Annotated in this window: 14 protein-coding genes; 6 read left to right on the top strand and 8 right to left on the bottom strand. The window is 73.8% G+C overall.

Annotated features, from left to right (window positions below; genetic code table 11):
- From AB0K37_RS04235 to AB0K37_RS04225, 3 genes are all read right to left on the bottom strand, one after another.
- The coding region (locus AB0K37_RS04235) for a hypothetical protein (protein ID WP_363974545.1) at window positions 1-1404 on the bottom strand (1404 nt) is incomplete at its 3' end.
- Between the two features lies 1 nt (window position 1405).
- Window positions 1406-4852, bottom strand: coding sequence for a DUF6603 domain-containing protein (locus AB0K37_RS04230; RefSeq protein WP_363974542.1), 3447 nt, complete (start codon window positions 4850-4852; stop codon window positions 1406-1408).
- Window positions 4849-9039 (bottom strand): peptidoglycan-binding protein, encoded by a 4191-nt coding sequence (locus AB0K37_RS04225; protein ID WP_363974539.1) that lies wholly within the window; start codon window positions 9037-9039, stop codon window positions 4849-4851. The genes AB0K37_RS04230 and AB0K37_RS04225 overlap by 4 nt, the downstream gene beginning before the upstream one ends.
- 348 nt (window positions 9040-9387) lie before the next feature.
- On the opposite strand from AB0K37_RS04225, the gene AB0K37_RS04220 reads away from it, so the two are divergent.
- Window positions 9388-10461: a hypothetical protein gene (locus tag AB0K37_RS04220; RefSeq protein ID WP_363974537.1), complete on the top strand. Its 1074-nt coding sequence runs from the start codon at window positions 9388-9390 to the stop codon at window positions 10459-10461.
- Between the two features lie 164 nt (window positions 10462-10625).
- Here AB0K37_RS04220 and AB0K37_RS04215 read toward each other — a convergent pair whose 3' ends face one another.
- On the bottom strand, window positions 10626-11570 hold the full coding sequence (locus tag AB0K37_RS04215) for a TIGR01777 family oxidoreductase (protein WP_363974534.1): 945 nt from the start codon (window positions 11568-11570) through the stop codon (window positions 10626-10628).
- Window positions 11571-11691: 121 nt separating this feature from the next.
- Here AB0K37_RS04215 and AB0K37_RS04210 point away from each other — a divergent pair, with 121 nt between their 5' ends.
- Window positions 11692-12960 (top strand): PQQ-binding-like beta-propeller repeat protein, encoded by a 1269-nt coding sequence (locus AB0K37_RS04210; protein WP_363974531.1) that lies wholly within the window; start codon window positions 11692-11694, stop codon window positions 12958-12960.
- Here the strand turns inward: AB0K37_RS04210 and AB0K37_RS04205 are convergent, their stop codons facing one another.
- The gene (locus AB0K37_RS04205; RefSeq protein ID WP_363974528.1) at window positions 12961-13587 is read right to left on the bottom strand and encodes a TetR/AcrR family transcriptional regulator; all 627 of its coding nucleotides are present in this window, start codon (window positions 13585-13587) and stop codon (window positions 12961-12963) included.
- A 127-nt stretch (window positions 13588-13714) separates the two neighbouring features.
- Between AB0K37_RS04205 and AB0K37_RS04200 the strand changes: the two genes are divergently transcribed.
- Window positions 13715-15154: an MFS transporter gene (locus tag AB0K37_RS04200; RefSeq protein ID WP_363974525.1), complete on the top strand. Its 1440-nt coding sequence runs from the start codon at window positions 13715-13717 to the stop codon at window positions 15152-15154.
- On the opposite strand, the gene AB0K37_RS04195 is transcribed toward AB0K37_RS04200, so the two are convergent.
- Both AB0K37_RS04195 and AB0K37_RS04190 read right to left on the bottom strand, forming a co-directional pair.
- Window positions 15155-16552, bottom strand: coding sequence for a hypothetical protein (locus tag AB0K37_RS04195; protein WP_363974522.1), 1398 nt, complete (start codon window positions 16550-16552; stop codon window positions 15155-15157). It abuts the gene before it with no gap.
- A complete protein-coding gene (locus AB0K37_RS04190) occupies window positions 16536-18293 on the bottom strand; it encodes a hypothetical protein (protein ID WP_363974520.1) in 1758 nt (585 codons plus the stop codon). Before AB0K37_RS04190 ends, AB0K37_RS04195 begins: the two co-directional genes overlap by 17 nt.
- A 761-nt stretch (window positions 18294-19054) precedes the next feature.
- Here AB0K37_RS04190 and AB0K37_RS04185 point away from each other — a divergent pair.
- Window positions 19055-19639: a dihydrofolate reductase family protein gene (locus AB0K37_RS04185; RefSeq protein WP_363974517.1), complete on the top strand. Its 585-nt coding sequence runs from the start codon at window positions 19055-19057 to the stop codon at window positions 19637-19639.
- A gap of 74 nt (window positions 19640-19713) precedes the next feature.
- Complete coding sequence (locus AB0K37_RS04180; RefSeq protein ID WP_363974514.1) at window positions 19714-21111, top strand: MFS transporter; 1398 nt, start codon at window positions 19714-19716, stop codon at window positions 21109-21111.
- Here the strand turns inward: AB0K37_RS04180 and AB0K37_RS04175 are convergent.
- Window positions 21084-23333 (bottom strand): lantibiotic dehydratase, encoded by a 2250-nt coding sequence (locus AB0K37_RS04175; RefSeq protein WP_363974511.1) that lies wholly within the window; start codon window positions 23331-23333, stop codon window positions 21084-21086. The genes AB0K37_RS04180 and AB0K37_RS04175 overlap by 28 nt on opposite strands.
- A gap of 156 nt (window positions 23334-23489) precedes the next feature.
- Between AB0K37_RS04175 and AB0K37_RS04170 the strand changes: the two genes are divergently transcribed.
- Window positions 23490-24527 carry a ketoacyl-ACP synthase III family protein gene (locus AB0K37_RS04170; protein ID WP_363974508.1) on the top strand — a complete coding sequence of 346 codons (1038 nt, stop codon included), beginning with the start codon at window positions 23490-23492 and terminating at the stop codon, window positions 24525-24527.
- The last annotated feature ends 173 nt before the right edge of the window (window positions 24528-24700 follow it).

Raw genomic sequence — 24700 nt, 5'->3', positions numbered from 1 at the left:
TCGATCGCCTGGGCGGCGAGCAGGTTCAACGGCGACGGACGTGACTGCAACGGCCACGGCACCCACGTCGCGGGCATCATCGGCTCCAAGACCTATGAGGGCCCGGCCGGGCTGCCCGGGGTCGAGCCGCTTGGCGTGCAGCGCGGCCGACACCTCCCGCGCCGCCTGCCCGGCCAGCAGCCGCTCGTTCAGGTCCCGGACGGCGGCCGCCGCCTCCCACGCGGCCGCGGCCAGCTCCTCCTGGTGCCGTCGCACGACCTCGGTGCCCAGCGCGGCGGCGGCCCGGTGGCGCGGATCGAGGTTCAGCTCCCGCAGCCACTCCGGTTCGCCCGCGGGCAGGCCCGTCGCCTCCGCGTGGGCGGCGCCGTACAGCGGCGGGGTGAGCCATTCGTCGGTGTCCTGCAGAAGCAGCTCGATGACCTGCCGCCAGGAGGCCCGGACCGCCTCGTCCCAGACGGTCGGCTCCATCGCCGGCGAGGCGAGCGCGCCCTCGAAGCCGAGCACCGAGGTGCCCTCCCGGCCCGGGGGCTCGGTGGCGGGCAGGCCGCCGCCGGGCGCCGAGACGTCCACCGGCCGCTTGCCGACCTCGGGCGGCAGCGGGCGCGCGCGCAGCCTGCGGACGAGGGACTCGAAGTCGCCGTCCGGGCCGGTCGTGAACGACCAGTGGTGGTAGGCGGGCAGCACGACGACGTCTCCCGGGTCCGGCTTCGGGGAACCCGGCCCCCAGGCGGGCGCCAGCTCCCCGGCCTGCGGAGCCCGCCCGCCCGTGCCGGCCAGCCGCCCCGCCTCGAAGGCGGGGACCACCGCCGCGTGGTAGCGCGTGCCCGCGCGGAGCCGGCGGGGGCAGACGAGCCGCGACAGCGTGCGCTCGGGGTGGTCGCGCAGGACGTCCTCGACGTCGTCGCCGTCCCCGGTGACCAGCACCTGGGCGTGCGCCCACGCCCACGACTCCCCCAGCGGCGGCAGCTCGCCGACCTCGCAGGTGAGGGTCGGCAGCGACCCGGCGGGCGCGGCGAGCTCCGCGTCCGCCGCCGGGACGGCCACCAGGACGAGCCAGGGGCGGAGCCGCCCCTGGCCGTCGGCCTCGGCGGGGGTGAACGCCCAGGGCAGGTCGGGACGGTCGAACTCGACCGCGGCGAACAGGGTGTCCTCCGCGCCGTCGGTGCCGGGCGCCGGGAAGCTCCGGATGATCTGGCGGTCGTCCAGGCCGGTGACGTCGCCGGGGCCGTGGATCACCGCGGTGGTGGCGGCGGGGACCACCTGCCCGTCGTCGGCGGTGAACTCCACGCGCAGCGGGATCTCGCCGCGCACGCGCGGCAGGGGCCCGGTCCGCGGATCGGTCCCGGTGACGGCGCGGGCCAGGCCGTCGCGGACCCAGGGCAGGAAGCGCAGTCCGGCCGCCATGTCAGGACACCTCCGAGTGGTCGATCCGGGCGGCGAGCGGCCGCGCGGCGAAGCGGGCGGAACCGGTGCTCCGCGTCCGGGCGTTCGCGGCGGGACCGTTCCCGGCGAGCGCGGCGAGCAGGGCGCCGTCGCGCGCCGCGGAGCGCCCGGCGCCGTCGCGGCGGGCGGCGCCGGGCGCCTCCGGCAGGGGTCGGCCCGCGGCGTCCGGGTCGTCGATGACGATCCGGTCGTAGGACTCGTCGCCGCCCGCCGCGGCGAACACGGTCAGCGCGGCGTCCGGGAGGGCCGTCCCGCCGCGGGCCACGAGCCTCCGGCCCGCCTCGCGGCGCTCGGACTGCGGCCGCTCGACCATCTCCGGCATCGTCAGGTCGAAGAACTGGCCCGGCGCGTAGTAGTCGTGGATCGGGTCGCCGAGGTCGCCGGGCTCCCCGCCGAGGGTGAACGAGGTGACGTCGAAGCGGCGGGCGCCCTGGACGCGGCTGGTGCCGATGCGGTCCAGGTCCACGCCGAGCGGCAGCAGGTTCTGCCGGACGCCGAGGACGGTGCCCGGGTGCATCACGATCTGGCCCGCGGCCGTCTCGGGAGTGGTGAGCGCGGCCATCTCCCCGCCGGTGTCCGGGGTCGTGACGTCCCAGGTCGCCGGCTGCTTGAGCGTCTCCAGCAGGAGGAGGGCCGCGTCGACGAACGCCTCCCGCTGCTTCTCGGCCGGGTCGCCGAGCTCCTTGTCGAAGCGCTTGCTGATCTCCCAGCAGAGGAAGTGGACGCTGACCTCGCCGTGCGCCCGCCAGGGGCCGGGACCGCTGATGCCGATGAGGAGGGTGAGGGCGAGCAGGGTCCGGTCGCCCCACTTCACCGACACGGTCGCGCCGAGCTCGGCGGTCAGCCAGAACGGCTTGAACTGGATGGCCGCGTCCAGCCAGGCGCGGCCGTCCACGAGCAGTTCCCAGAACTCGAAGTGCAGGTTGAGCGCCCCGCCGAACTGGACGCTGTTGCTCGTGACGGCGAGGTACGCCTCGACGCGCAGCAGGTCGTTGCTCTTGTTGAGGTTGATGGAGAAGCGCTTCAGCTCCGGGAAGCCCACGGGCGCGGGGAAGGCCGGGTGGAAGCCGCCGATGGACACGGCGAAGTTCTTCTCGCCCTTCCACCGCAGCCGCAGCGCCATGTCGCCGCTGACCGGGCGGCCGAACAGCTTGGAGTCGACGAGGCTGCCGTCGAGGGACGCCTCCCCCGCGGCGGGGTCGAGCGTGCCGACCACGTCGAGCTGGAACTTCCCCGCCTCCTGGAAGTTGATCAGCAGCCGGCCCAGCACGATCAGCCGGATCGGTTCCGGGAACTCGATCATGATGCCGAGGTCGGCGCGGACGACGCCGGCCAGCCACTCCAGCCGGGCCATGATCCCGACGAGCGTGCCCGCCGGGTCGGGCGGGAACATCCGCCCGAGCGTGGCGACGACCGCCGGGGCGTTGCCCACCGGGTCCGCCGGGAACAGCACCGCGTCGAGGCTCCGCGAACGGGTCGCGTTGCGCAGCTCCTCCAGGTTGGCGCGGCGGTTGAGGCCGAGGACGGCGCCGAGCCCGGTGAGGGTGATGCCGGCCGGCAGGACCAGGCCGGGACGCCACTGGAACGACCCGGACACCAGCAGCGAGTAGCTCTCGCTCCCGTCCCGCCCGGTGAGCGGCTTGCCGTCCGCGGTCTTCGTGTTGAGGACGGCGACCGCCTGGAGGCGGAACCCGCTCGAACCGGGCGCGATGCTGCTCGCCATCCCGAACTGGAAGGCGCCCGAGTACATCCCGCGCGGCTCGTCGATGGACAGGTAGCCGCCGCCGTCCACCACGCCGAGCAGCAGGTGGAGCCCGAGGCCGGACGGCGCCTTGAAGCGCGGCGCCAGGTTCGCCCGGCCGAGGTTGCCGCCGCCGGCGGGGAAGGTGAGGTCGGCGGCGACGCCGACGTCCTCGACCACCGCGGTGAGCCGGCCCAGCCGCACCGAGACGGTGGCGGTCGCCCACGCGGAGACCGCCTCGTCCGCGAGGGACGCGTCGACGCCGATCCGGACCATCTCCGGGCTGACCCCGAGCACCGTGCCGTGCACCGGGAACTCCGCGACCAGGCCGGCGGCCCCGGTGAGGTGCAGGCCGGCGCGGTGCGACCACGCCACCCCGAGCTCGAACGGGATCGACACCTTCTCGTGCGGCAGGACCCGCTTGACGAAGCCGTCGCCGTCGCCGCCCGCGAGCACGACCTCCGCCCGGCCGGCCCGCACGCCGACCTCGATGTCGTCGCGCCCGGCGCCGAGCGCGGCGCGCAGGGCGAGCACCAGCTCGCCGACCGCCAGGTGCACGCCGTCGGGCGCACCCACCACCCAGGCCGGCCCGTCGGGCGCCGAGATCCGCGCCACCTCCGCCGCGACCCGCACCGCCGGGTCCGCGCCCGCCACCGTGACGCCGCCCGGACCGAACGCGAACGCTTCGGCGGACACCTCCAGGTCGCCGCTGACGTTCCAGCCGCCGGCCCGGCCCGCCACGTGCGCCGCCAGGCGCGGGACGACGACCAGGGCCGGCCTTCCGTCGATGAGGCCGAGGCCGAAGTTCGCCCCGAGCTCCACCTCGTCCCCGCCGTCCGCGTCCGGGATCCGGGCGCGCACCGACAGCAGGTGCCCGGCGAGCCGCGCGCCGTCCGGCCCGAGGTCCGGGCCGACGCCGGGCCGGACGCCGCAGGCGGCGTCCAGGCCGAGACCGCGCAGCAGCTCCGCCGCTTTGGGGAGGATGCGGGCCGCGGCCCTGTCGACCGCCTCCGGCGTGTCCAGTCCGTCCGGAACGTACAGCGCCCGGAAGTACGCCCCGGGGTCGGACAGCAGGTCGATCAGCCGGTCCGGGTGGACCTCGGTCCGGCGCCGCGGCAGCCGGATCGGGTTGTCCCCGGGCGGCATCGGCGGACTGGGGTCGGCCTGGTCGGCCGCCGGGGTCACGATCCCCAGCAGCACCGCGGCCGGCAGCGTCCAGCGGGCGCGGCGCGCGAGGTAGGCGGCCGGGAGATGGTTCAGCAGGTCGCCGAGCATGGCGTCGAACAGCTCGTCCGGCACCTCGCCGCCGACCTTGGGCGGCAGGGCCTTCAGCGGCCCGGCGGCCTCGCCGAGCTTCTGGAACGCCTTGATCACGCCGCCGAGCGAGTCGCGCGGCAGTTCGGCGGCGGCCTCGGCCATGTCCTTGACCGCGCGGTCGATCCCGTCCGCCCACTCCTGGAAGGCCTGCGAGTCGTAGCCGATCAGCGGGCCCAGGTCCCAGCCCAGCGCGCGCAGCAGATGGTTGCGCCGCCACGGGTCGGCCGCCGACCGCGCCGGCTCCGCGAAGAGGGCGAACTCGGTGAGGATCTGGGCGAGGACGCCGCGCTCGGGGTCCCCGGACGCCGCCGCCGTGGCGCCGTCCGCTGCCGGCTCCGTCTTGTCCGTCACGGCTGCCTCCTGGGCAGATCGTCGGTGTCCAGGCGCAGGGAGCGGCGCAGTCCGGACAGGTTCCGCTCGGCGGGAGGCAGTGCTTCGATCGGCAGGGTGTAGGGGGTTCCGGTGGGCCAGGAGGGCCATTTCCGCACCGAATCGACCGGTGCCGCGAGCGCGGCGCGCGTCGCCGTCGCCCGCGCCAGCGCGGCGATCAGCGCGGTCTCGTGGTCGTCGGTCCAGTCGTGGGCCGGGCCGGAGAAGTCCGGGCCGGTCGCCTTCGCGGCCTCCAGCACCTGGTGCAGGGGCGTCGCGGCCCGTCCCGCGAACCGGCTCTCGGGCGGCTCGGCCGCGCCCGGGTCGGCCGCCGACAGGACGAACCCGGGTTCGAGCAGGTGCGCGCAGCTGAGCATCCCCGCCGCCCGCTCGGAGGTGAACAGGTCCCCGACCCGCGCCGGGCGCGGGTTGCCGTCGGCTCCGCGCACGTACTGCACGGTCGACGGCGCCGCCGGGCCGTCCCACGGCGCGGCGAGCAGGTCGTGCAGCCGCTGCCGGGCCGCCTTCCAGAAACCGCGGCGGACCGCGGCGTCCGTCCGGGTCGCGGCGACGAACCGGTGGATCCAGTGCCAGTCGCGGAACACGCCGAGGGTGAACTCGTGCGTCAGCGGCGCGCCCGGCCTGCCGTTCTCCCCGGTGAGCGTCGGCCGCGACCTCGGCACCCGCAGCCCCGTGTCGAGCAGCCCGGCGCCGTCCGCCCCCCAGCCGGGCAGCGGGACGAGCCCGCCGCCGCCCGTCAGCGAGTCGAAGGCGTCGCGGTCGGTGGCGCGCAGGAAGGCCAGGTAGGCCCACAGCTCCCCCGACCACTCCCGCTGCGGCCGCACGGTCGTGGCGGGCGGGAACGGTCCGTCGCCCGCCCAGCCGAACGGCCCGAGGCGCAGCAGCGCGGCGTCGTTGGCGGTGACGGCGTCGAACCAGGCCCCGGCCGTCGCCTCGGCGACGCCCCGCAGCACCTTGAACGTCGACAGCTGCTTCGCCACGTGCTCGTCGGACCGGCCGGCGACGAGCCGCGCCAGCGTCGGCCCGGACGGGCCGTCCGGCAGCCGCGGCAGCAGGTGTTCGGGCAGCAGCTCCGAACGCCCCGGCACCACCGGCCCCGCACCCTCCGGATACGACGGGTCGACGGCGACCGCGCCGAGCGGCGTCAGCTCCGGATGGCCGGGCGGCGCCGGGCCGGCGGCGGCGCCCGCGACGTCCCGCGCGAACAGGGTGGTGGACGCCGAGGCCTGCCCCGCCCCCCACACGTTGGCGTCGACCAGCTCGACGAGGGTCGTCCCGGCCGTCCGCCAGCCCTCGACCACCACCGGGCAGCGCCACCGATTCCGCTTCCACCTCGCGATCGCGAGCTGGGTGGGCAGGTCGGCGACCCCGCTCGCCGGGCCGACGTACCGGTCGGCGTCCGGCACGTCCACCGGTTCCAGGCGGTCGGAGTAGCGGACGGCGGCGACACCGGTGTCGCGCGCCGCGCGGGCGCGCCGCGCGTAGGTCTGGAACTCCCGCACCATGCGGACGGTGTCGGTGTCGTAGGTTCCGTAGCGCGGCGGAGGGGCGCCGAAGCCGAGTTCGGCCAGGTCCTTCTGCAGCCGCTCCACGGCCGTCCCGGCGGAGACGGAGGCGGGGCGGCGCAGCCCGTCGTAGACGGCCTCGTCGCCGCCGCGCGCGTCGTGGTCGTACTCCCGCAGCACGAAGCCGTAGGGGATGTCCTCGGTGAGGGACGGTCCGAACTCCATGCCGACCTCGAACGTCGTCAGCGGGCCCGGCTCCGGCCGGTCGTCGAGGTGCCACCAGAGGATCTGCGTGGCCTTCTTGGCCTCCCCGTCCCCCCACGAGAAGCGCAGCTCCCCGAGGTTGCAGTAGCCGACGATCTCCTTGCCGCTGCCCCAGTCGCCGAGGTAGCCGTCGAAGTCGCGGGACGCCGCCAGGTACTCGGCGAGCGCCTCCGGCCCGGTCCTGCCGGTCGGGTCGCCCACCGGGACCGGCGTCCCGGCGGGCCGCCGGGGATCGTCCTCCACGTGCCGGACGAACCGGCTGGCCAGCCGCCATTCGGGCTTGACGGTCAGCATCCGTCCCGGGGTCAGCTCGCCCACCGACGGCTTGCCCTGCACCGACCAGCCGACCGGGTCGCCGCCCGTCAGCGGTACCTCGACGCCCACCTGCCGGCGCGCCCCGCCGCGGTCCTCGGCGGCCCAGCCGACGTAGTGCAGGTGCGGGACGTCGTCGCCGACCTCGAATCCCGTCCAGTTGAGCAGCGTGGTCTTGAAGTCCTGGTTGCGCAGCGCGCTCGCCACGAACGTGGCCAGCACCGCCTCGGTCCGGTTCTCCCCCTCGTACGGCCTGCTCCGGTCGGGGCCGCAGGCGTACGGGAGCACCGCCGAGAACCGCGTCCGCTCGGCGAAGCCGTAGTGGACGTCCCCGCCGAGCAGGACGAGCCGGCGCCGCCGCACCCCGTCCTCGCCGGGCGGCGCCGCGGCGCAGAGCCGGCCGATCGTCTTGTGCATCGACGCGTCGTCGTGGAACCAGGCGTCCTCCGCGTCGGCCTCGTACCGGCCGCCGACGGCCTTGAAGAGCGGCTGCACGATCTGCTCGACGGCCGGCACCCCGAGGAACGCGGTCGGCTGCGCCACGATCGTCACCGCGTCGTCGCCGAGCGGCGGCTCCGCGGCCAGCATCGCCTCCAGCGGGCCGTCGTCGTACAGCAGCACGCCCCGCTGGCCGAAGTACCGGCGCCAGGTCCGGGTGTCCAGGACGACGAGCTGGTACCGCGGCCACGTGATCGTGTAGTGGTAGGACAGCATGTCCGCCGCGGGCGGCTTCACCTGGACGCCGTACTTCAGCTCCAGGGGCAGGCCGAGGGCGGTGCGCAGCGCCGCGTCGTCGGCGGCGCCGGGCGCGGCCAGCCACCGCTCCAGGGCGCCGAGCATCGCGCGGCCCGGCCGCCCGTCCGCGAACCGGTCGGGCGTGTTGCCCCATCCCTGGAACACCGAGTAGGCGGCCAGCGCGTTGCGCACCATCCGCCGGCCGAGCCCGTCGGCGATGACGGCCTTGGTGATCCAGTCGGTGCCGATGTTCCAGTCGTCGGAGACGTCGTGGTCATCGAAGATCATGTACGTGGGGGTGTTGGCCAGCGCCCGGCGGACCAGGCCGAGCCCCTCGCGGAACTCCTCCAGCCGCGGCGCGGCCTCCCGCCACCGGACGAACCGTTCGGCGATCGCCTTCTGGTGCTTGAACGGCCGGTACGGCAGCCCCCGCACGATCAGGCTGTGGACGTCCTCGCCGGGCCTGCGCCGCGCCGGGTCCTTCAGGACCGCGGTGTCCTCGGGGAAGACGTCCTCGAACCTCGGGAGGGTCTCGTCCCAGAGCACGTCCGACCAGACCAGCAGGTACATCCCGGCGTACTCGCGGAACGACATCAGGTGGCTGTCGCAGTGGCCGGAGGTGAAGTGCGCCTGCCCGTGCACCACGTCGGCGCGCAGCCCGGGACGCAGCGCCGTGTCGGCCGGGCCGCCGTCCGCCGGCAGGGTCTCGGCGGCCATCCCCAGCCGCGCGGTGACCTGCTGGATCATCACCAGCAGCGGGTCCGCCACGGCGTCGGCGTAGATCTGGTCCCCCGTCATGATCATTTGCTGGGGCCGCAGGCGCGGGTCCCCGACGTTCACGCGCACGATGTGGTCGAGCGACGGCAGCAGGTCGTACCCCTCGCCGTGGGGCTTGCGGCACGACCCGTGGAACACGCGCAGGTCGTTCGGGTCGTCCGGCGGCGTCGGGAAGGTCGGGTAACCGGGACCGCCCGGGTAGGTGAGCGCCCGCGCGGCCTCGGCCGGGTCGGCGTGCACGACCCCCGCGCCGAACAGGCTCCCCCGCTCGCCGCCGAAGTCGATGTCGTAGCCGTACAGGCGTCCCGCGGCCAGCGTGCCCTGCACCGTCACCGCCACGACGTGCAGGGACTCTCCTAACCGGACCGTCGGCGCCGCGGCCGACATCTCCGGCGCGCCTCTCGGGTACTCCGGCCCGTCCCCGGCCGGGAACACCTTGAGCGTCGCCTGGCAGCGTTCCCGCACGCCGACGACGACGGTGACGCTCGTCCGGTCGACCCGCCGGACCATCGGCCCGAACAGCACGAACGGCGTCGTGGAAGCGGTCCTGCCCACCTGTGGCCCCCTCGCATGCGCGGGGGAGCCACGCCACGAGAAAGGCCGGGTTCCCACACCCGCCCGCCTCGGCCGCCGCCGATCACAACGGACTCCCCCTGAAGTCCGCCCGCCCGGCAGGACACCTCAGGGGCGCCGTCCGGAACGAACGCCCCAACCTTGCCGCTAACCCCCACCCCCGAACATCCCTGACCTCAGGTATTCAATCGGCATCTTCCCGGCTAGTACTCAACAAGGGGCCCGTCACGGCTTCGTCCGGAATGCTCGCACGACAAATCCCCTACCCTGTCAAACGGCGCCCTCTTCTGCCGCGTTGGTCATCCCCCGAACCGTGAAGCCGAGGACGAAGTGCAAGTTCCCGAGGCCACTGAAGCCTTCCTGGAGTTCCAGCAGAATCTCAACTACGCCCGCCAACTGGTCGAAGGTGGGCGTCGGCTCGCGCAACTGAAGGTCGGAGCATTCGACGTCGACGATCTGTACCGCGCCGCGTGGGTGCAGGCAGTCGCGGCGCTCGACCACTGGGTGACAGGAGAGATCGTTGACCGAGCGGTCGTCCTCGCTCAGCCGGCGATGACCCGACCGCCCAAGTTCAGCAAGCTGACCATCAGTATCGATCTGTTCGAGAGGGTCCAACACCATCGGCAGCCGCTCACCGAGGCGATCCGGCCCCACCTGGAGCAGTTCTTCGGGTTCATGACCTTCCAGAACCCTGACAAGATCAAGGAAGGTCTAGGTTACGTCAGCACCGTGAATCTCTGGCCGCGGGTGGCTGAAATCCTCAACGAACAGCCGGACGCCGAACCGATCACCGCTGACGTCGTGCGCACCAGGCTGCGGGAGATCGCATATCGTCGTAACGCCATCGCCCATACCGCCGACCGCGATCCGGAAACCAGAAGCGGACGCGCCGCCATCACGGCGGACTCCGCGGACGACGTCATCGACTGGCTGGAGAGAATCGCAGCGGGAATCCTGCGGGCATTGGGACCGGTTACCCCGGCTCCCGACTACAACCAGCTCCCCGAGGACGCCGACGGTCTCGGCGAGGTACCGGTCACCACTCGCACGGTGCTGGTGCGCGGACGCAGCCTCTGGGACGAGAACAGCCTGCTCGAAAGCATCAATGATTACTGCACGCCCGAGGTCGCGGACACTCTCCTAGCCGTATATCGGCATGCCGAAACCCATCCGGCCTTCGCCGGGTACTACTTCGGTGAAGGCGCGCATCCCTCGGCCACGGCCTGGTTCCATATGGGCAACGACGAAGCCGCCATATGGAGCATCTACACAGGGGCCAACAAGTCGACGTTGTCGATCAACTTCCAATGGATGCGTGATCGCGGCGCTTCGCCCGATCGTCTGGAACGCCTCGCAGCTGACCTCGCCGTCCTACCGGGATGCACGGCTGCCCGCGACCCTTAAGGAAGCCGACTACGCCAAGCGCCCGTCCCTAGTACAAGCTGCGCTGACAGCGCCCAGCAGCAAGAACATCATTCTTGACGCCTTGGGAAGGTTCCTCACCCCGAACACCCTCTCTTGACAGAACGCGAAAATTCTTCGAGTCGGGATGCCCCGGAGGGCGGCCGCTAACGCGAGGTGCGCACACGTCGTACGAGGTCTTCGGCGGCTTCTTGCCAGTGGGGGTGGTGGAAGGTGAAGCCTGATTCGAGGAGGCGGCCGGGGACTACGCGGCGGCTTTTCAGGAGTAGCTCGGTGTCCGTGCGCAGTGCGAGCGCTCCTAGTTCGGCCATCCATTTCGTTGCGGGCAGGCCTACCGGGACGCCCCACGCGGTGCGCAGTGTCCGCATCAAGGAGCGCTGCGGGACGGGGCCGGGGGCCGCGAGGTTCACCGGGCCGACGATGTCGTCCCTGGCTATCAGGAACTCCACTGCGCGGACGAAATCCTGGTCGTGGATCCAGGACACGTACTGCGCACCGCCCGCGACCGGGCCACCGAGGCCGAGCCTGGCCAGCCAGAGCAGGTAGTCGAAGACCCCGCCGCGATCGGGGCTCATCACCATGGCGGAACGCAGGGCGACCTTGCGGGTGGACGGCGTCCCGGCCTGCCGCTGCGCCCGCTCCCACTCCTTGGCGATCTTCACGCTGTAGGCCCAGTAGCCGGGGACGCCGGGCTCGGTGCCGCCGATCACGCCGGTCGCCTCGTCGTTGGGCGCGTCGAAGCGGTGGGCGTAGACGGTGGCGGTGCTCATCTGGAGCCAGACCGAGGGAGGCTTCGCGGCGCCGGCGATCGCCGCACCGACCACCCGGGTGGAGCGCACCCGCGAATCCATCATGGCCTGAAGGGTGGCCGGCGTGTAACGGCAGCTCACGCTGCGCCCGGCCAGGTTGACCACCACGTCGCTGCCGTCGATCGCCTCGGTCCAGGGGCCGAGCGTCTCGCCGTCCCAGCCGACCTCGTGGTCGTGCGCCGGGCGCCTGGTCAGGACCACGACGTCATGGCCGGCGGCGGACAGCGCGCGGTTCAGGACCGCGCCCACCTGCCCGGTCCCTCCGGGCATCACGATTCTCATCGGTTCTCCCCGCCTCGCGACACGAGCCCCACCCGGGTTATTTGAACACGTTCAATACTCGGCCGCAAGAAGATCGGGCGGCCCATGGCGGTCGTGAAGGCCGGGCCGGGATGATGTCGGGATGATCCGCTCCCGGCTCGGTGCCGCCCTCGTGCTTCTGGTGTCCGCGGCGGGGGCCGGCTGCTCCGCCGCCTCGCTGGAGCTTCCGTCGCGCGAGGGCCCGCCCGCGGCCTGGTCGCTGTCCGTGCCGACCGGCGAGAACACCACGGCGGTCGTCGGGCGGGTCGCGGTGATCGCGAACGACCGGGCGGTCCTCGGCGTCGACCCCGGGTCCGGGCGGGAGCTGTGGCGGGTGCCCTCGGGCGAGGACGACGAGGTCGACGTGGCAGGCGACCTGATCGTGCAGCGGCGGAAGGGCTCCGCGGACGACCTGGTCCGGTTCAGCGTCATCGACCCGGCGAGCGGCGGGACGCTCTGGCAGGACGGCCCGGTCACGAAGGCGCAGGTCACGACGGACGCCGTCCTCACCACCGTCTGCGGCGAGGGAGCCGACTGCGAGATCACCCGGAGGGATCTGCGGACCGGGAAGGTCCGCTGGAGGCTCGGGAGCGACGACGTCCGGGCGGCCGACACGGCGGTCGGGGTGCGGCGGCCGCTCGTCCCGGACACCGATCAGATCTTCGCCTCCCGCCGCGGCGACGACCGGCCCCTGCCCCCGGCGGGAGGGAAGAGCGCCGACGGGAGCGGCTGGTACTCGGTGGTGGTCGGACGGACGCTGGTCAGCACGGACCACGACCCTCCGTCCGGCGACGAGAACTGCACGGTCACCGTCTCCGCGACCGAGGCGGAGACCGCTCACCGCGAATGGACCAGGAAGGTCTATGCGGGTCGCGACGCCGGCGGCGAGTGCGAGAGGCGGCTCGCGCCGTCCAGCACCGGCCTCGATCTGATCGGCGAGGGCCGCCGGATCGCCGCGTCCACCGACACCGGCAGGCCGCAGGTCTTCGATCTCGCCTCGGGACGGACGGTCTGGCGCGGCGAAGCCCCGGGCGTCCCGATCGACGGTGACGGGCACGCGCTCCTGGTCCGCGAGCACGCGGACACCGGCGCCCTCTCCCTGCTGGACTTCGCCACGGGCCGCGTCCTGTGGAAGGCCCCCGATCCCGGCCTGCCGGGGACGTCCGCCAGCTGGGAGACCGCCGTCACCCAGCGGCGCATCGCCGTCAGCGGAGCCGAGGGCGACCACCCGTTCGTCCTCGTCTACGACGCGTCGACGGGCCGCCGCCTCGGCCGCTTCCCCGGTTGGCTGCAGGGGCTCGGGAACGACTGGGTGGCGATAGGCCACGACGCCAAGGTGAACACGCTCACCTACGACTTCGTCCGCGTCTGACTACCTGCCGGCGGCGTCCGGCGGACCGGCGCGCAGGGCGCCCAGCAGGGTCCGCACGAGGGCCTCGCCGGCCTCGGCCTGGTCGAAGCGCTGCGCGGAGACCTCTTCCATCGCGGCGTGCAGCAGTGCGTAGACGGTGCTGACGAGCCATTCCACGGGGAGGTCGGTGCGGAAGTCTCCGGCGTCCCGCCCCTGGACGATCAGCTCCCGGACGTGCGCCATCGGCGGGTCGTGCAGTTGCCGGACCTCCTCGGCCGGGAGCGTCCGGCGCGCGGCGTTGTGCAGGCGCCCGAAACGGCCGATGAGCGGCCAGGCCGTGCGGATGAGGTGGGCGAAGGCGGCGGCCGGGGGCGACTCGGCGCTCCGCGCGCCTTCGATGGTCTCCGTGCTCTGGTCGATCGCCCGCCGGAGGACGGCCCGGATGACGTCCTCCCTGGACGGGTAGTGCGCGTAGAGGGTGACCCTGCCGACGCCGGCGGCGCGGGCGATGTCGGTCATGCTCGCGTCCGGGTCGCGGGCGAACAGGTCCGTCGCGGCCGTGATGATCGCTGCGCTGTTGCGTTCGGCGTCCGCGCGGCGGCGTCCGCCGGTCTCCGCCCCCGCTCGGCCGCCCGTCCTGCCTCCCATGGCCGACACCCTACGTCAAGTCGAACGGCGCTGTTCACTTTATGCCCCGTGCGGTATACGTTAACCCGAACACTGCTGTTCAGTTTATTGGCGACGCTCCGGTGTCCGCCAGGCTGGGAGGCCCCTCATGGCTCACGGTTCGTCCACCCGCGACCACACCGCGGCTTCCGCGGCGCCACCGGATCCGCGCCGCTGGACGGCGCTCGCGCTGATCAGCGTGGCGCAGTTCATGCTGATCCTGGACGTCACGGTGGTGAACGTGGCGCTCCCCGACATCGGCGTCGACCTGGCGCTCGGCCGCACCGGCCTGACATGGGCGGTCACGGCCTACACGCTGTTCTTCGGAGGCCTGATGCTGCTCGGCGGACGGCTCGCCGACACCTTCGGCGCCCGGCGCATGATGTTGATCGGCCTGTCCGTCTTCACCGCCGCCTCCCTCGCCACCGGCCTCGCCCAGAACGGGACGCTGCTGCTCGGCGGCCGGATCGCGCAGGGCGCCGGCGCGGCGCTGCTGTCCCCGGCGGCGCTGTCCACCGTCGCCACCACCTTCCACGGCCCCGAACGCAACAAGGCCCTCGGCATCTGGGGTGCGCTAGGAGGAGTCGGCTTCGCCGCGGGCGTGCTGCTGGGCGGCGTCCTCACCGCCGGCCCCGGCTGGCGCTGGGTGTTCTTCGTCAACGTCCCCGTCGGGCTCGTCCTGCTGGGAACGCTGCCGACGGTGGTGCGCGGCCGCTCCGACCGGCCCTCCGGGCAGCGGCTCGACCTGCTCGGCGCCGGCACGGTCACCGCCGCGACGGCCGCGTTCATCTACGGAATGGTCAACGCCGGCGACGACGGCTGGTCCGCCTCCGGCACCCTCGTCCCGCTGGCCGCCGCCGTCCTGCTGTACGGCGCCTTCGGCTGGATCGAGCGCGCGGTGAGGACCCCGCTGATGCACGTGACCATGCTGGCCCGCCGTCCCGTGGCCGCCGGAGCCTTCCTCATGCTCGTCGCCTCCGGCCTGCTCATCTCCCTGTTCTTCCTCGGGTCCCAGTACCTGCAGCACGCGCGCGGCATCAGCGCTCTGGAGACGGGCCTGCTGTTCCTGCCCGCCGCACTCGGGACCGGCGTCGGAGCGCATGTCGCCGGACGGCTCGTGGGCTCCGTCGGCACTCGTCCGGTCGCCGCGGCGGGCCTGGCCCTGGTCGCCGCCGGCGCCGGCCTGCTGACCGGCCTGTCGGCGGACGGCGGGGTCGGTCTGGAGCTGCTCCCGGGCATGGTGATCGCGGCCGCGGGCGTGGGGCCGGTGTTCGTCGCGGCGAGCGCCTCCGCCCTGGCCCACGTGGAGCACTCGGAGGCGGGCCTCGCCTCCGGCGTGATCAACACCTTCCACGAGCTGGGCGCGGCGATCGGCGTGGCGGTGGCGTCCACGATCGCCGCGACGGGCCTCGCGGCCGTCCCTTCCATCGACGGCTTCACCACCGCGTTCACCGTGTTCGCCATCGCCGCGGCGGCCGCCGCGATCGTCTCCCTCTGGCTGGTGCCGCCGGGCAAGCCGCAGATGACCGGGGGCCCGCACGCCCACTAGCTAGGTCAGCGGGCCGGTGGCGACGGTGATGGTGCCGCCGGGGAGCCAGCTGGTGCCGGTGTGCGCGTGTCGCGCCGGGGCTCGCGACGGCATGAACGTGACGAGGGAGGCCGCGTACAGGCGGGGCGGGCCGTCCGTTCCCCCGGGGCCGCGCCATGCCCGGTAGCCCACGACGGTGGGTGTTTCGTCCGGGAAGCGGGCCCCCAGCTCGGCGGCGTAGCGGAGCGGGTCCGGGTCGCGCGGAGAGAAGCGCAGCGGGAGCATCTGGGCGGCCGGGATGGCCAGCAGCGGTGCGCTCAGCAGCCAGGGCGCCAGGTAGGCGCCCTGCCCGCGCAGGCTTCCCCGCGCCATCCGGCGGAGGGCCGCGTCCGCGCCCGGCCAGCCCGGGACGAGGATGACCGGACGGTCCGCGCCCGCGGCCGTGATCGTCAGTCCGGCCCGCGCGCTCGCCTCCCGGACGACCAGTGCCGCGGCCCGCGACCGGGGCGATCCGTCCCCGACCAGATGGACGGAGCGCACCCCGCGGCCGGCGAGGAACCCGACCGTCGCGCGGAGGGCTGCGGCGTCGGCGGCGTCGAGCCGGTCGGCGGGGCAGGGCACGGCCGTGTCTCCGCCCGAGACGAGGACGCCGAGGGCGGCGCTCGCGCACTCCGGGCCGTCCGTGCGGAGTTGCGGCGACGCGGCCGGACCTTGTCCGGTGTCGACCGCGAGGGAGGTCGTCCGGCCGCCGGACGCCAGGCGGATCCGGCTGCGGCCGGGCGGGAGCCACACCTGCCGCCAGGTTCCCGGCGCGCCCGGCATGCGCGCCGTGGCGCCCGCCGGGTCGCGGGACGTCCCCACCGAGACCGGACGGTCTCCGGTGTGGACGAGGTTCCAGCCGGGGCGCTGCGGAGTCACCAGGATCGGCACGCGCTCCCCGGCAAGGTCGACCTCGCGCAACAGCGGAACGCCGGGGGCGCCCCGGTCGCGGACGACCGTGAGCGAGCCGCCCACGGTGAGCGTCGCGAGCGCGGCGGCCAGCACCGCGCCCGACGCGACGGAGCGCCGGGGGTGCCGGAGCGCGCGGGGCGTCGCGAGCGCCACCGCGCCGAGCGCCAGGGCCACGAGGACGCGGTCGACGGCCACCAGGTATCCGACCGCCGCGACGGCCGCGACGATCGAGACGAGCACGGTGAGGCGACGGGTCGGCGGGCCGACGCGCGGCCGGAGCAGCGCGGCGCCCGCCACGAGGGCGGTCGCGAGCAGGGCGACGACGCGGATCGCCGTGGTCGCCCAGCCTGCGTCCGGCACCGCGCCGTGCCCGCCGTGGCCGCCCTCCGCCCACGCCGGGGAGGCGAGGAGCGGCAGCAGCGCCGCCGTCCCCGCCGCCACGCGCCGGACGTCAGCGGACGTCGGCATCGGAGACCGCGAACAGGACGCCGTGCGGCCGGGCATCGCCGGTCTCACCGTGCGGCCACGCCGCCCGGTTGAACTCCACGCACGGGCGGCCGGTGTTCTCGTCCTTGAAGCCGCGGTCGATGGAGAGCTGCTGCCGCGGGGAGATGTTCACCATGCAGACGCGGTGGTCTCCGTCGAACGGCGACGCGGCGACGAAGTAGTTCGCCATCACGAGGCGCGTCGGCTGCCGCGTCTCCTGGTAGTAGCCGCCGGGACCCTGCCGGAAGTTGTCGAGCGCCGCCCAGTGCGGGCCGCCGGTCGTCGGGTCCTCGACGGGCATGACGCTCACCAGCGACGGGCAGTCGGGCTCGGCGCCGCCGCGCGTGACCTCCTCCATGGTGTCGATGTTGCACCGGGCCTGCTTGCCCGCGTCGACGAGCTTGCGGACGTCCAGCACGTACACCATGCCGGTGTCCTTGCCGCCGGACGACTCGTCGCCCCGGCGCATGACGACGTGGTACAGGTAGCGGTCGTCCGCGCTGGTCTGCAGCCAGGAGCCGCCGTCCATGCCGACGCGGTTGTCCAGCTCGGGGGCGAGCCTGGTGAAGGCGGTCGTGTCGTCGAAGACCTCGCGCCACGTCGGCTTGGGGTCGGTGATGTCGGGGGTGTAGTAGATGGACGCCCCGCCCATCGTCGAGACGAACCCGCCCCGGTGGTGGCGCTCGTTGGTGAGCGCCGTCTCCATCACCACGCGCGGCTCCTCCTCGATGAGGAACGGTTCCTTGCGCGGGCCGTCCGGCAGCCGGGAGACCGACAGCAGCCTGGGCCGGTCGCGTTGCGCGATGTCGTAGATCCGCACCGTGTCGCGGGCGATGTAGAAGTCGGCGGACGGGATCAGCATCAGGCTCCGCACCTCGGCGAAGTCGCTGGTGACCAGCCGGTTCAGGTCCTCGCGCACCCGGATGCCGTGCGGGTTGGCGCAGGTCGGCGGGTCCACCTGCGGGATGCTGTGGCAGGTGTCGGGCTCGGCCGCCTCCGTCGCCGCCGGGTACTCGACCCGCACCCTGCCGCTCTGGTCGAGCCGGAGCACCTCGCCGGGGGTGCCGGCCGCGCCGTTGCCCGTTCTGACCTCGCCGTGCGTGTACGTGCACGGCCCGGGGACGTTGGGACCGCCCATGTAGGCGCCGTAGGCGGTGCCGTCCTTCAGGGTGGTGAAGGCGTCCGGGGCCGTGCCGCAGGGGGTGTCCGTCGCGGTGACGACGCCGCTGAGCCGGATCTGGGGAAGCCTCGCGACGTCGAACACGTAGGTCGTGTCGCTGAGCAGCCCGCCGGCGTACACCTTGTCGCCCTTGTGCCACACGTACTGCATGTGGTGCGGCTCGTTCTGCAGCAGCGGGCCGATGGTCGCGGTGTTGACGACCTTGCCGTAGTCGCGGGAGCCCCTCGTCGCGTCGATCACGGCGAGGAAGTCGGGGTCGGCGGAGCCCTCGACGTCGGCCTTCCGGTGGGCGGCGTGGCCCGCGGCGCCGACCGGGCCGCCCGGGACGCTCGCGTCGCCCGTCCAGACCAGCAGCCATTCCTTCCGGTGGCCTTGGCCGTTCGTCCGGACGATGTGGTTCGTGACGGTGTAGGTGGTGCCGTCGCGCCCCTTGACGCTGGACGTGCTGACGACCACGTCGCCGGCTCCGGCGTCCGCCCCTGCCACGGGCTGGAACGCGACCAGGCAGGCGGCCGCCGCCGCCAGCGCGATGAGAACGATCAACCTTCGGCGCAGTTTCGAGAACGGTTCAATGCCGACCATGGCCTTGTCCCCCGTGTTTCCGCAGGCGGGATCGCCGATCGGCGTCAATTTACTATACTAATTACTAGCTATCCAGAGTCGGGCGCGCAGCACGCCGGCCCGAAGGCGGAAGGGCGCGCGGATTGCGTCCCGGCCGCCCGCGGGCCCCTGAACGTGAAAGATTTCCGCGTCCGGGCACTCCGTTCCGCAAGGGTGTTGCCGGCGATTCGGCCCGGCGATCCGGCAGGCCCGGCTTCACACGTTCCACCGGGCACGGTCAGGGAGCTCACCTCGACCTCCACAGGCAGAGGGCACCTTACAGACCCGCTGGTCAGCGCATATACGGTCGCGCCGACCGCCGTCCGGCGCCCCGCCCGGCTCCTCCACCGTCCCGCCGACGCGGAGTGAACTCTGAAGTCAATGTCCCGCCCCGTTCTCGGCGCCGACCGCCGCGCAAACATCCGGAAACCCGGCCACCGATCGCGCCGCACCTCCCCGCCATTCCCCATAAGAGGCGCTCACGGCCCGCGACTTTGCTACAAAATCCGCTAGCTGACCGAATCCGGCCGCCGCCCGAGGTTTCGGTTAAGCGCTTCGACGGCATGCGCGGCCGGCGCCCCCGCTCGACGGCGCGACCGGGCCGACGAGTTCTCGCGGGGCGGTGTCGATTCCGGGGGCGGGCGTTCGTGTAGAGGGTGACGGGCCCCGGCCGGGCGGCCCGCACTACGGAAAGGACCGGGTCGATGCGTTCGATCAGCGTCACGATGTTCGTCTCCCTCGATGGAGTGGTCCAGGGGCTGGGACGTCAGGACGAGGACACTCGCGGCGGGTTCGCCCACGGAGGCTGGGGCCCGCAGTACAACGACGAGGTGATGGGCCGGGAGATGGCCAAGGGGATGGCCAACGCCGGAGACATGCTGTTCGGACGCCGGACGTGGGAGGACTTCCTCAACGCGTGGGGACGGGCCACCGACGGCAACCCGTTCAGCACGCACATGAACGCGGCCACGAAGTACGTGGTGTCGAAGACGCTGGACGACGCGGACGCGTGGGAGAACTCGATCCTCCTGCGCGGCGAGGCCGTCGAGACGGTGGCGGAGCTGAAGGCCCGGCCGGGCGGGAATCTCGCGATCAACGGCAGCGCCTCCCTGGTCCAGAGCCTGCACGCCGCCGGCCTGATCGACCACTACACGCTGCTGATCCACCCGCTGACCCTGGGCTCCGGCAAGCGCCTCTTCGAAGGCCCCGCCCCGCTGACCGAGTTCGACCTCACCGGCAGCGTCACCACCCCCAAGGGCGTGATAATCGCCCACTACACCCGCCGCTGAGTCGGATTTGGGGGCTGGTGGGGGTGTGGGGGGTTGGTTAGCTTTTGGGCTGGCCGCTCGTGGTTAGGAGACCCATGCTCCCTGCGGAAGCGTCTGGTCGGCGTCGTCTGGGTGCGGGGGGTGGGGGGCCGGCGCTGGCGCTGCTGTGCGGGTGCCAGCTCACCCTGGTGGTCGACGCCTCGATCGTGAACATCGCGTTGCCCAGCATCCAGCGGGGGCTCGGGTTCGGCGACGCCGGGCTCTCGTGGGTGGTGAACGCGTACACGCTCGCGTTCGGGGGGCTGCTGCTGCTCGGGGGGCGGGCCGGTGATCTGCTCGGGCACCGGCGGGTGTTCGTCGCGGGGGTCGGGGTGTTCACCGTCGCGTCGCTGGCCGGGGGGCTCGCGGTCTCGCCGGGGTGGCTGCTGGCGGCTCGGGCGATGCAGGGAGCGGGGGCCGCGTTCGCGGGTCCGGGGGCGCTGGCGCTCATCGCGACCACCTTCCAGGACGCGGAGCGCAGGAGCCGGGCGTTGGCCGTGTTCTCCATCGTCGCGAGTGTGGGGATGGTCGCCGGGCTGGTGCTCGGGGGCGTCCTGACCGCGTGGGCGTCCTGGCGGGCCGTGCTGTTCGTCAACGTGCCGGTGGGCCTCGCGATCGTGCTGCTCGCGCCGCGGGTCGTGCGGGAGTCGGCCAGGCAGGAGGGACGGTTCGACGCGGGCGGGGCGGTCGCGTGCACCGCCGGGGCGACGCTGCTGGTGTACGGGTTCATCCGCGCCGCCGAGCAGGGGTGGTCCGGGGCGCTCACGGTGGGCGCCTTCTGCGGGGCGGCGGCGCTGCTGGTGCTGTTCCCGGTGGTCGAGGCGCGGGCGCGGCAGCCGATCGTCCCGCTGGGGCTGTTCGCCGACCGCGACCGGGTGGGCGCCTTCCTCATGCGGTTCCTGCTCACGGCGGCCATGAGCGGGATGCTGTTCTTCCTGACCCTCTACGTGCAGGGGGTGCTGGGGTACGGGCCGCTGGCGACGGGGTTCGGGTTCCTGCCGACGACGGTCGCGCTGATCGCCGCCAGCCGGGCCGTGCCCGGGCTGCTGCCCCGGTACGGGCCGCGGCCGATCATGGCGGCCGGGACCGTGCTGTGCGTGGCCGGGATGGTGTGGCTGACGCAGGTGTCGCGGGACGGCTCCTACGTCGCGATGATCCTCGGGCCGGTGCTGCTGTTCGGTGCGGGGACGGGCCTGGTGGCGGTGGCGGCGACGTTCACGGCGATGCGGTCGGTGCCGCCCGGGGAGTCCGGGGCCGCCTCGGCGCTGCTGCAGAGCATGCAGCAGATCGGCGGATCGCTGGGCGTCGCCGTCCTGGTCACCGTGGACCACGCCGGTTCGTCGAAGGTGGACGGCATGCGGGACGCGTTCACGGCCGGGGTGGCGTTCACCGTCTGCATGCTCCTGGCGCTGGCAGCCTTCCGCTCTCAGGGACGTTCCGGATCGCAGAACTGAAGGCGCAGTTCGCAGCTGTAGCGCCGGCCCGCCGCGTCGGGCAGCCACGGTTCGTCCAAATCCGGGAGGAGCTCGGTGAAGACGACGGGGACGTCGTCGCCGGAGGTCGCGCGGGCGGCGCGCAGCAGCGTGGCGAACGAGGAGACGTACCGGGGACCGGTGAAGTCGACGTAGACCGGTTTGACCTCCGTGCCGACCTTGGCGAAGACGCGTTCGGGCATGCCGAGGGAGCGGCGCAGGCGGCGGGCGGCGAGGTACTCGCGGGGGCCGTGCGCGGGCGCGATGGCCGTACCGCCGACGGTCGTGCGCCAGGTCTCGCGGGCGACGACGAGCCCGTCCAGCGTCAGGCGCGGATGGTGGGGGCCGGCGCCGGCGAGCTTGAACGCCTCGGCGCCGAGCCAGCCGAACAGCAGCGCGAACACCTCGCGGAGCGGGCACCGGAGCCCGTCCGGCCCGGTGACCTCCAGGGTTCCGGCGTGCCCCGGGGCCCCCGTGTGCTCGGACACGGTGAGCGCGACCAGCGGCAGGACGCGGGCGGGGTCCGCTCCCGGCGCCGGGGTGAAGGCGAGCTGGTGGTCGGTGACGCCGAGGACGGGGGCGATGCGCGCGGTGTACTGGGGCCACCAGGTCGGGTACAGCGGCCGGAACTGGGGGCCGATGTCCTCGGCCGCCGCGGCGCGCAGCCGGTCCGGGTCGGGGTGCCGGTCGGCGAAGACGGCGCAGTCGAGGGTCGGCCACGCGGTGTGCATCTCGCCGAGGACGAGGGTGAACTCCCCCGCCGCCATCGCCTCGGGGCCGGCCGCGCCGAGGCACAGGTCGGGGCTGTGGATGCGGGCCCCCGCCCAGCCGGGACGCTCGGCGGCGAACAGCCGGGCGGCGGGATCCGCCAGGTCGGCGGCGGTGAAGGCGAGGCGGCGCTCGTCCGGCGCGCCGTCCAGGCCGAACAGCGCGTTCCAGCGGCGGGCGAACTCGGCGGCGACCGCGTCCGCCGGGCGGTCGCGCCCGGTCAGCAGCGCCTGGGCGGCGTCCCAGAACGCCGGCATCGGCACGCCGCGGGCGCCCGGTTCGAGCAGGTCGCGGTACAGGTCGCGGAACGCGGCGTCGTAGGCGTCCGCGAGGGTCGCCGACAGCCATCGCGCGGCGGGCAGGAGGACGGACCCGAACGGGCCGGAGAGCGCGTCCAGGAGCGGGCGGCCGAACGTGACGTCCAGGTCGCGGACGGTGTCCTCGTAGCAGAGCCGCCGTCCCGCGTACATCTGCCCGCTGCGCCGCTCCGGCTCCGCCCCGGTGACGGCGGTGAACTCGGCGTCCAGGCGTTCCAGCGCGGCCGCCAGGGCGTCGGCGTCGCCCGCCGCGGCGGCCACGGACGCGCGGGCGCGGTCGAGCCGGGCGAGTCCGGCCAGTGCCCGGTCCCGGGTCTGCGGCTCGGCGATCGCGTCGAGGGTGTCGCGGAGCACCCGCTCCGCCCGCGGGTTGTACGGCATGTTCACGCCCCGCCAGACGATTCCCTCCTCGACCAGCCGGTCCAGGATGGTGGCCAGGTGCGGGTCAGGGGCGATCTCGGCCGCGGGCCGGGTGCCGTCGCAGCGGGACAGCACCTCGGCTTCGGCGGCGGTCAGGGGCCGCGGGTCCTCCCCCGGCCGCAGGACTTCCCCTCCTTGGACGAGCAGGTGCGGGTGGACGCCGGCGGGCAGCCACGGCGCCACGCCGGGGTCGTCCAGGAGCGCGGCGACGTAAGCCTCCAGCGCCCAGAACTCGTAGTCGACCCTGCGGGACCGCAGCAGTCCCGCGCCGGGCCTCGCCTCGACCGCGTCCGCCGCCCCGGAGTCGAGCGTGCCCCAGGCGACGGGGCCGAAGAACCCGGCGGTGTCGTTCTTGCCGCAGTAGCGCTGCCAGTAGCGGACGAGGGTGTTCTCGCGCCCCCGCCGCTTCTTGCGCTCCAGCCTCGGGTTCTTCCCCGGCCGGGCGGCCGGGCCGTCGGCGAGACGTGCCAAATGCACCGCGGCGGTGGGGTTCTGCCATGTCACCGCCTCGCGGAAGAGCGGATCGGCGGCGATCTTCGCGGCGGCGCGGCCCGCGTCCGCCAATGCGGCGTCCATGGCCTGCGCGAATTCGGTTTCCCCGGCGGCGCCGTCGAGAAAGGCGTCGGCGGTCGCGGCGCATTCCGGCGCGGCGAAAAGCGCGAGCCCGTCCGCGGGGAATCCGGTGGAGCGGATCAGCACATCTCGCCAAACCGACCATCGCGTTCCGGGTAGCGGCACCGAGTGCCGTACGTCGCCCACTGCGATCTCCCTCCGCCAACGAAACGGCTCTCGCCCCGCGAAGAAGATCAACATAATGTGTGATTTGTTTGCCGTCACCCTCCCGGAGGTCCGCACATGCGCTGCGACGGTCTGTTCCTCGCCGGGCTCGCCCACCGGCTCCCCGAGGCCGTGGACGTGGACGGGGCGGTGGACGGCGGCCGCTACGACGCCGACGACCGGAGGGCCGACGGGTACGCCTCCGTGGCGGTGGCCGCCGACGAGGCCCCGCCCGAGATGGCGGCCGCGGCGGCGCGCCGCGCGCTGGACCGGTCCGGGATCCCGCCGTCCGGCGTCGCGCTCCTGCTGCACGCGTCGGCCTGGTTCCAGGGCGTCGACTACTGGCCGGCCGCCTCGTACGTGCACCGCGAGGTCCTCGGCGACGACGGCCGGCTCGCGCCCGCGCTGGACGTCCAGCAGATGTGCGCGGGCGCCCTCGGCGCGCTGGAGCTGGCCGCCTCCTACCTGGCCGCCGACGCGTCCCGCGCGTCCGCCCTGGTCACGACCGCGGACCGGTTCACCGACCCCGGGTTCGACCGGTGGCGCGGGGACGTGCGCGGCATCGTCTACGGCGACGGCGCGGCCGCGGCGGTGCTCGCCCGGGAGGGCTTCGCCCGGCTGCTGGCCGTCTCGACGGTCGTCGACACCGCGCTGGAGGGCCTGTACCGCGGCGACGAGCCGTTCGCCTCCGCGCCCGGCCGCCCGGTGGACGTGCGGGCCCGCCGCTCCGCGTTCGCCGCGCACGCCAGGGCGCTGGTGGGGAGCCTCGCGGAGCGGACCGCCTCCGGCCTGACCGAGGCCGTCGGCCGGACGCTGGACGAGGCCGGGCTGAAGATCGCCGACATCTCCCGGTTCGCCTTCCCCAACGTCGGCCTGCACGTGCTGCGCACCCGGTACGCCGAGCCGCTGGGCCTGGACGTGGAACGCACCACCTGGGACTGGGGCCGCCGCACCGGCCACGTCGGCGCGGCCGACCAGCTCACCGGCCTGACCCATCTGGTGGAGTCCGGAGGGGTGGGGCCGGGCGACCGGGTGCTGCTGGTCGGGATCGGCGCCGGGTTCGCCTGGACGTGCGCCGCCGTCGAGATCGTCGAGCGTCCCTCCTGGGGCGGCTGATCCCGCCGCTCCCACGTCAGGCGCCCATCGGCGTCCTCACCAGCGTGCCCGCCGATATTGCGGAGCGCTGGCCGTCCCCGCCATCACGACCCCGCTCTGTTATGTCATGACGTCACAAAAAGACGAATCAATCCTGTTCCTCTCTTGATGGTTCCACTTTACGGAAGATCATG

Source organism: Actinomadura sp. NPDC049753 (assembly GCF_040674655.1).
Taxonomy (GTDB): domain Bacteria; phylum Actinomycetota; class Actinomycetes; order Streptosporangiales; family Streptosporangiaceae; genus Spirillospora; species Spirillospora verrucosospora.
This window is presented reverse-complemented; position numbering and strand designations above follow the sequence as displayed.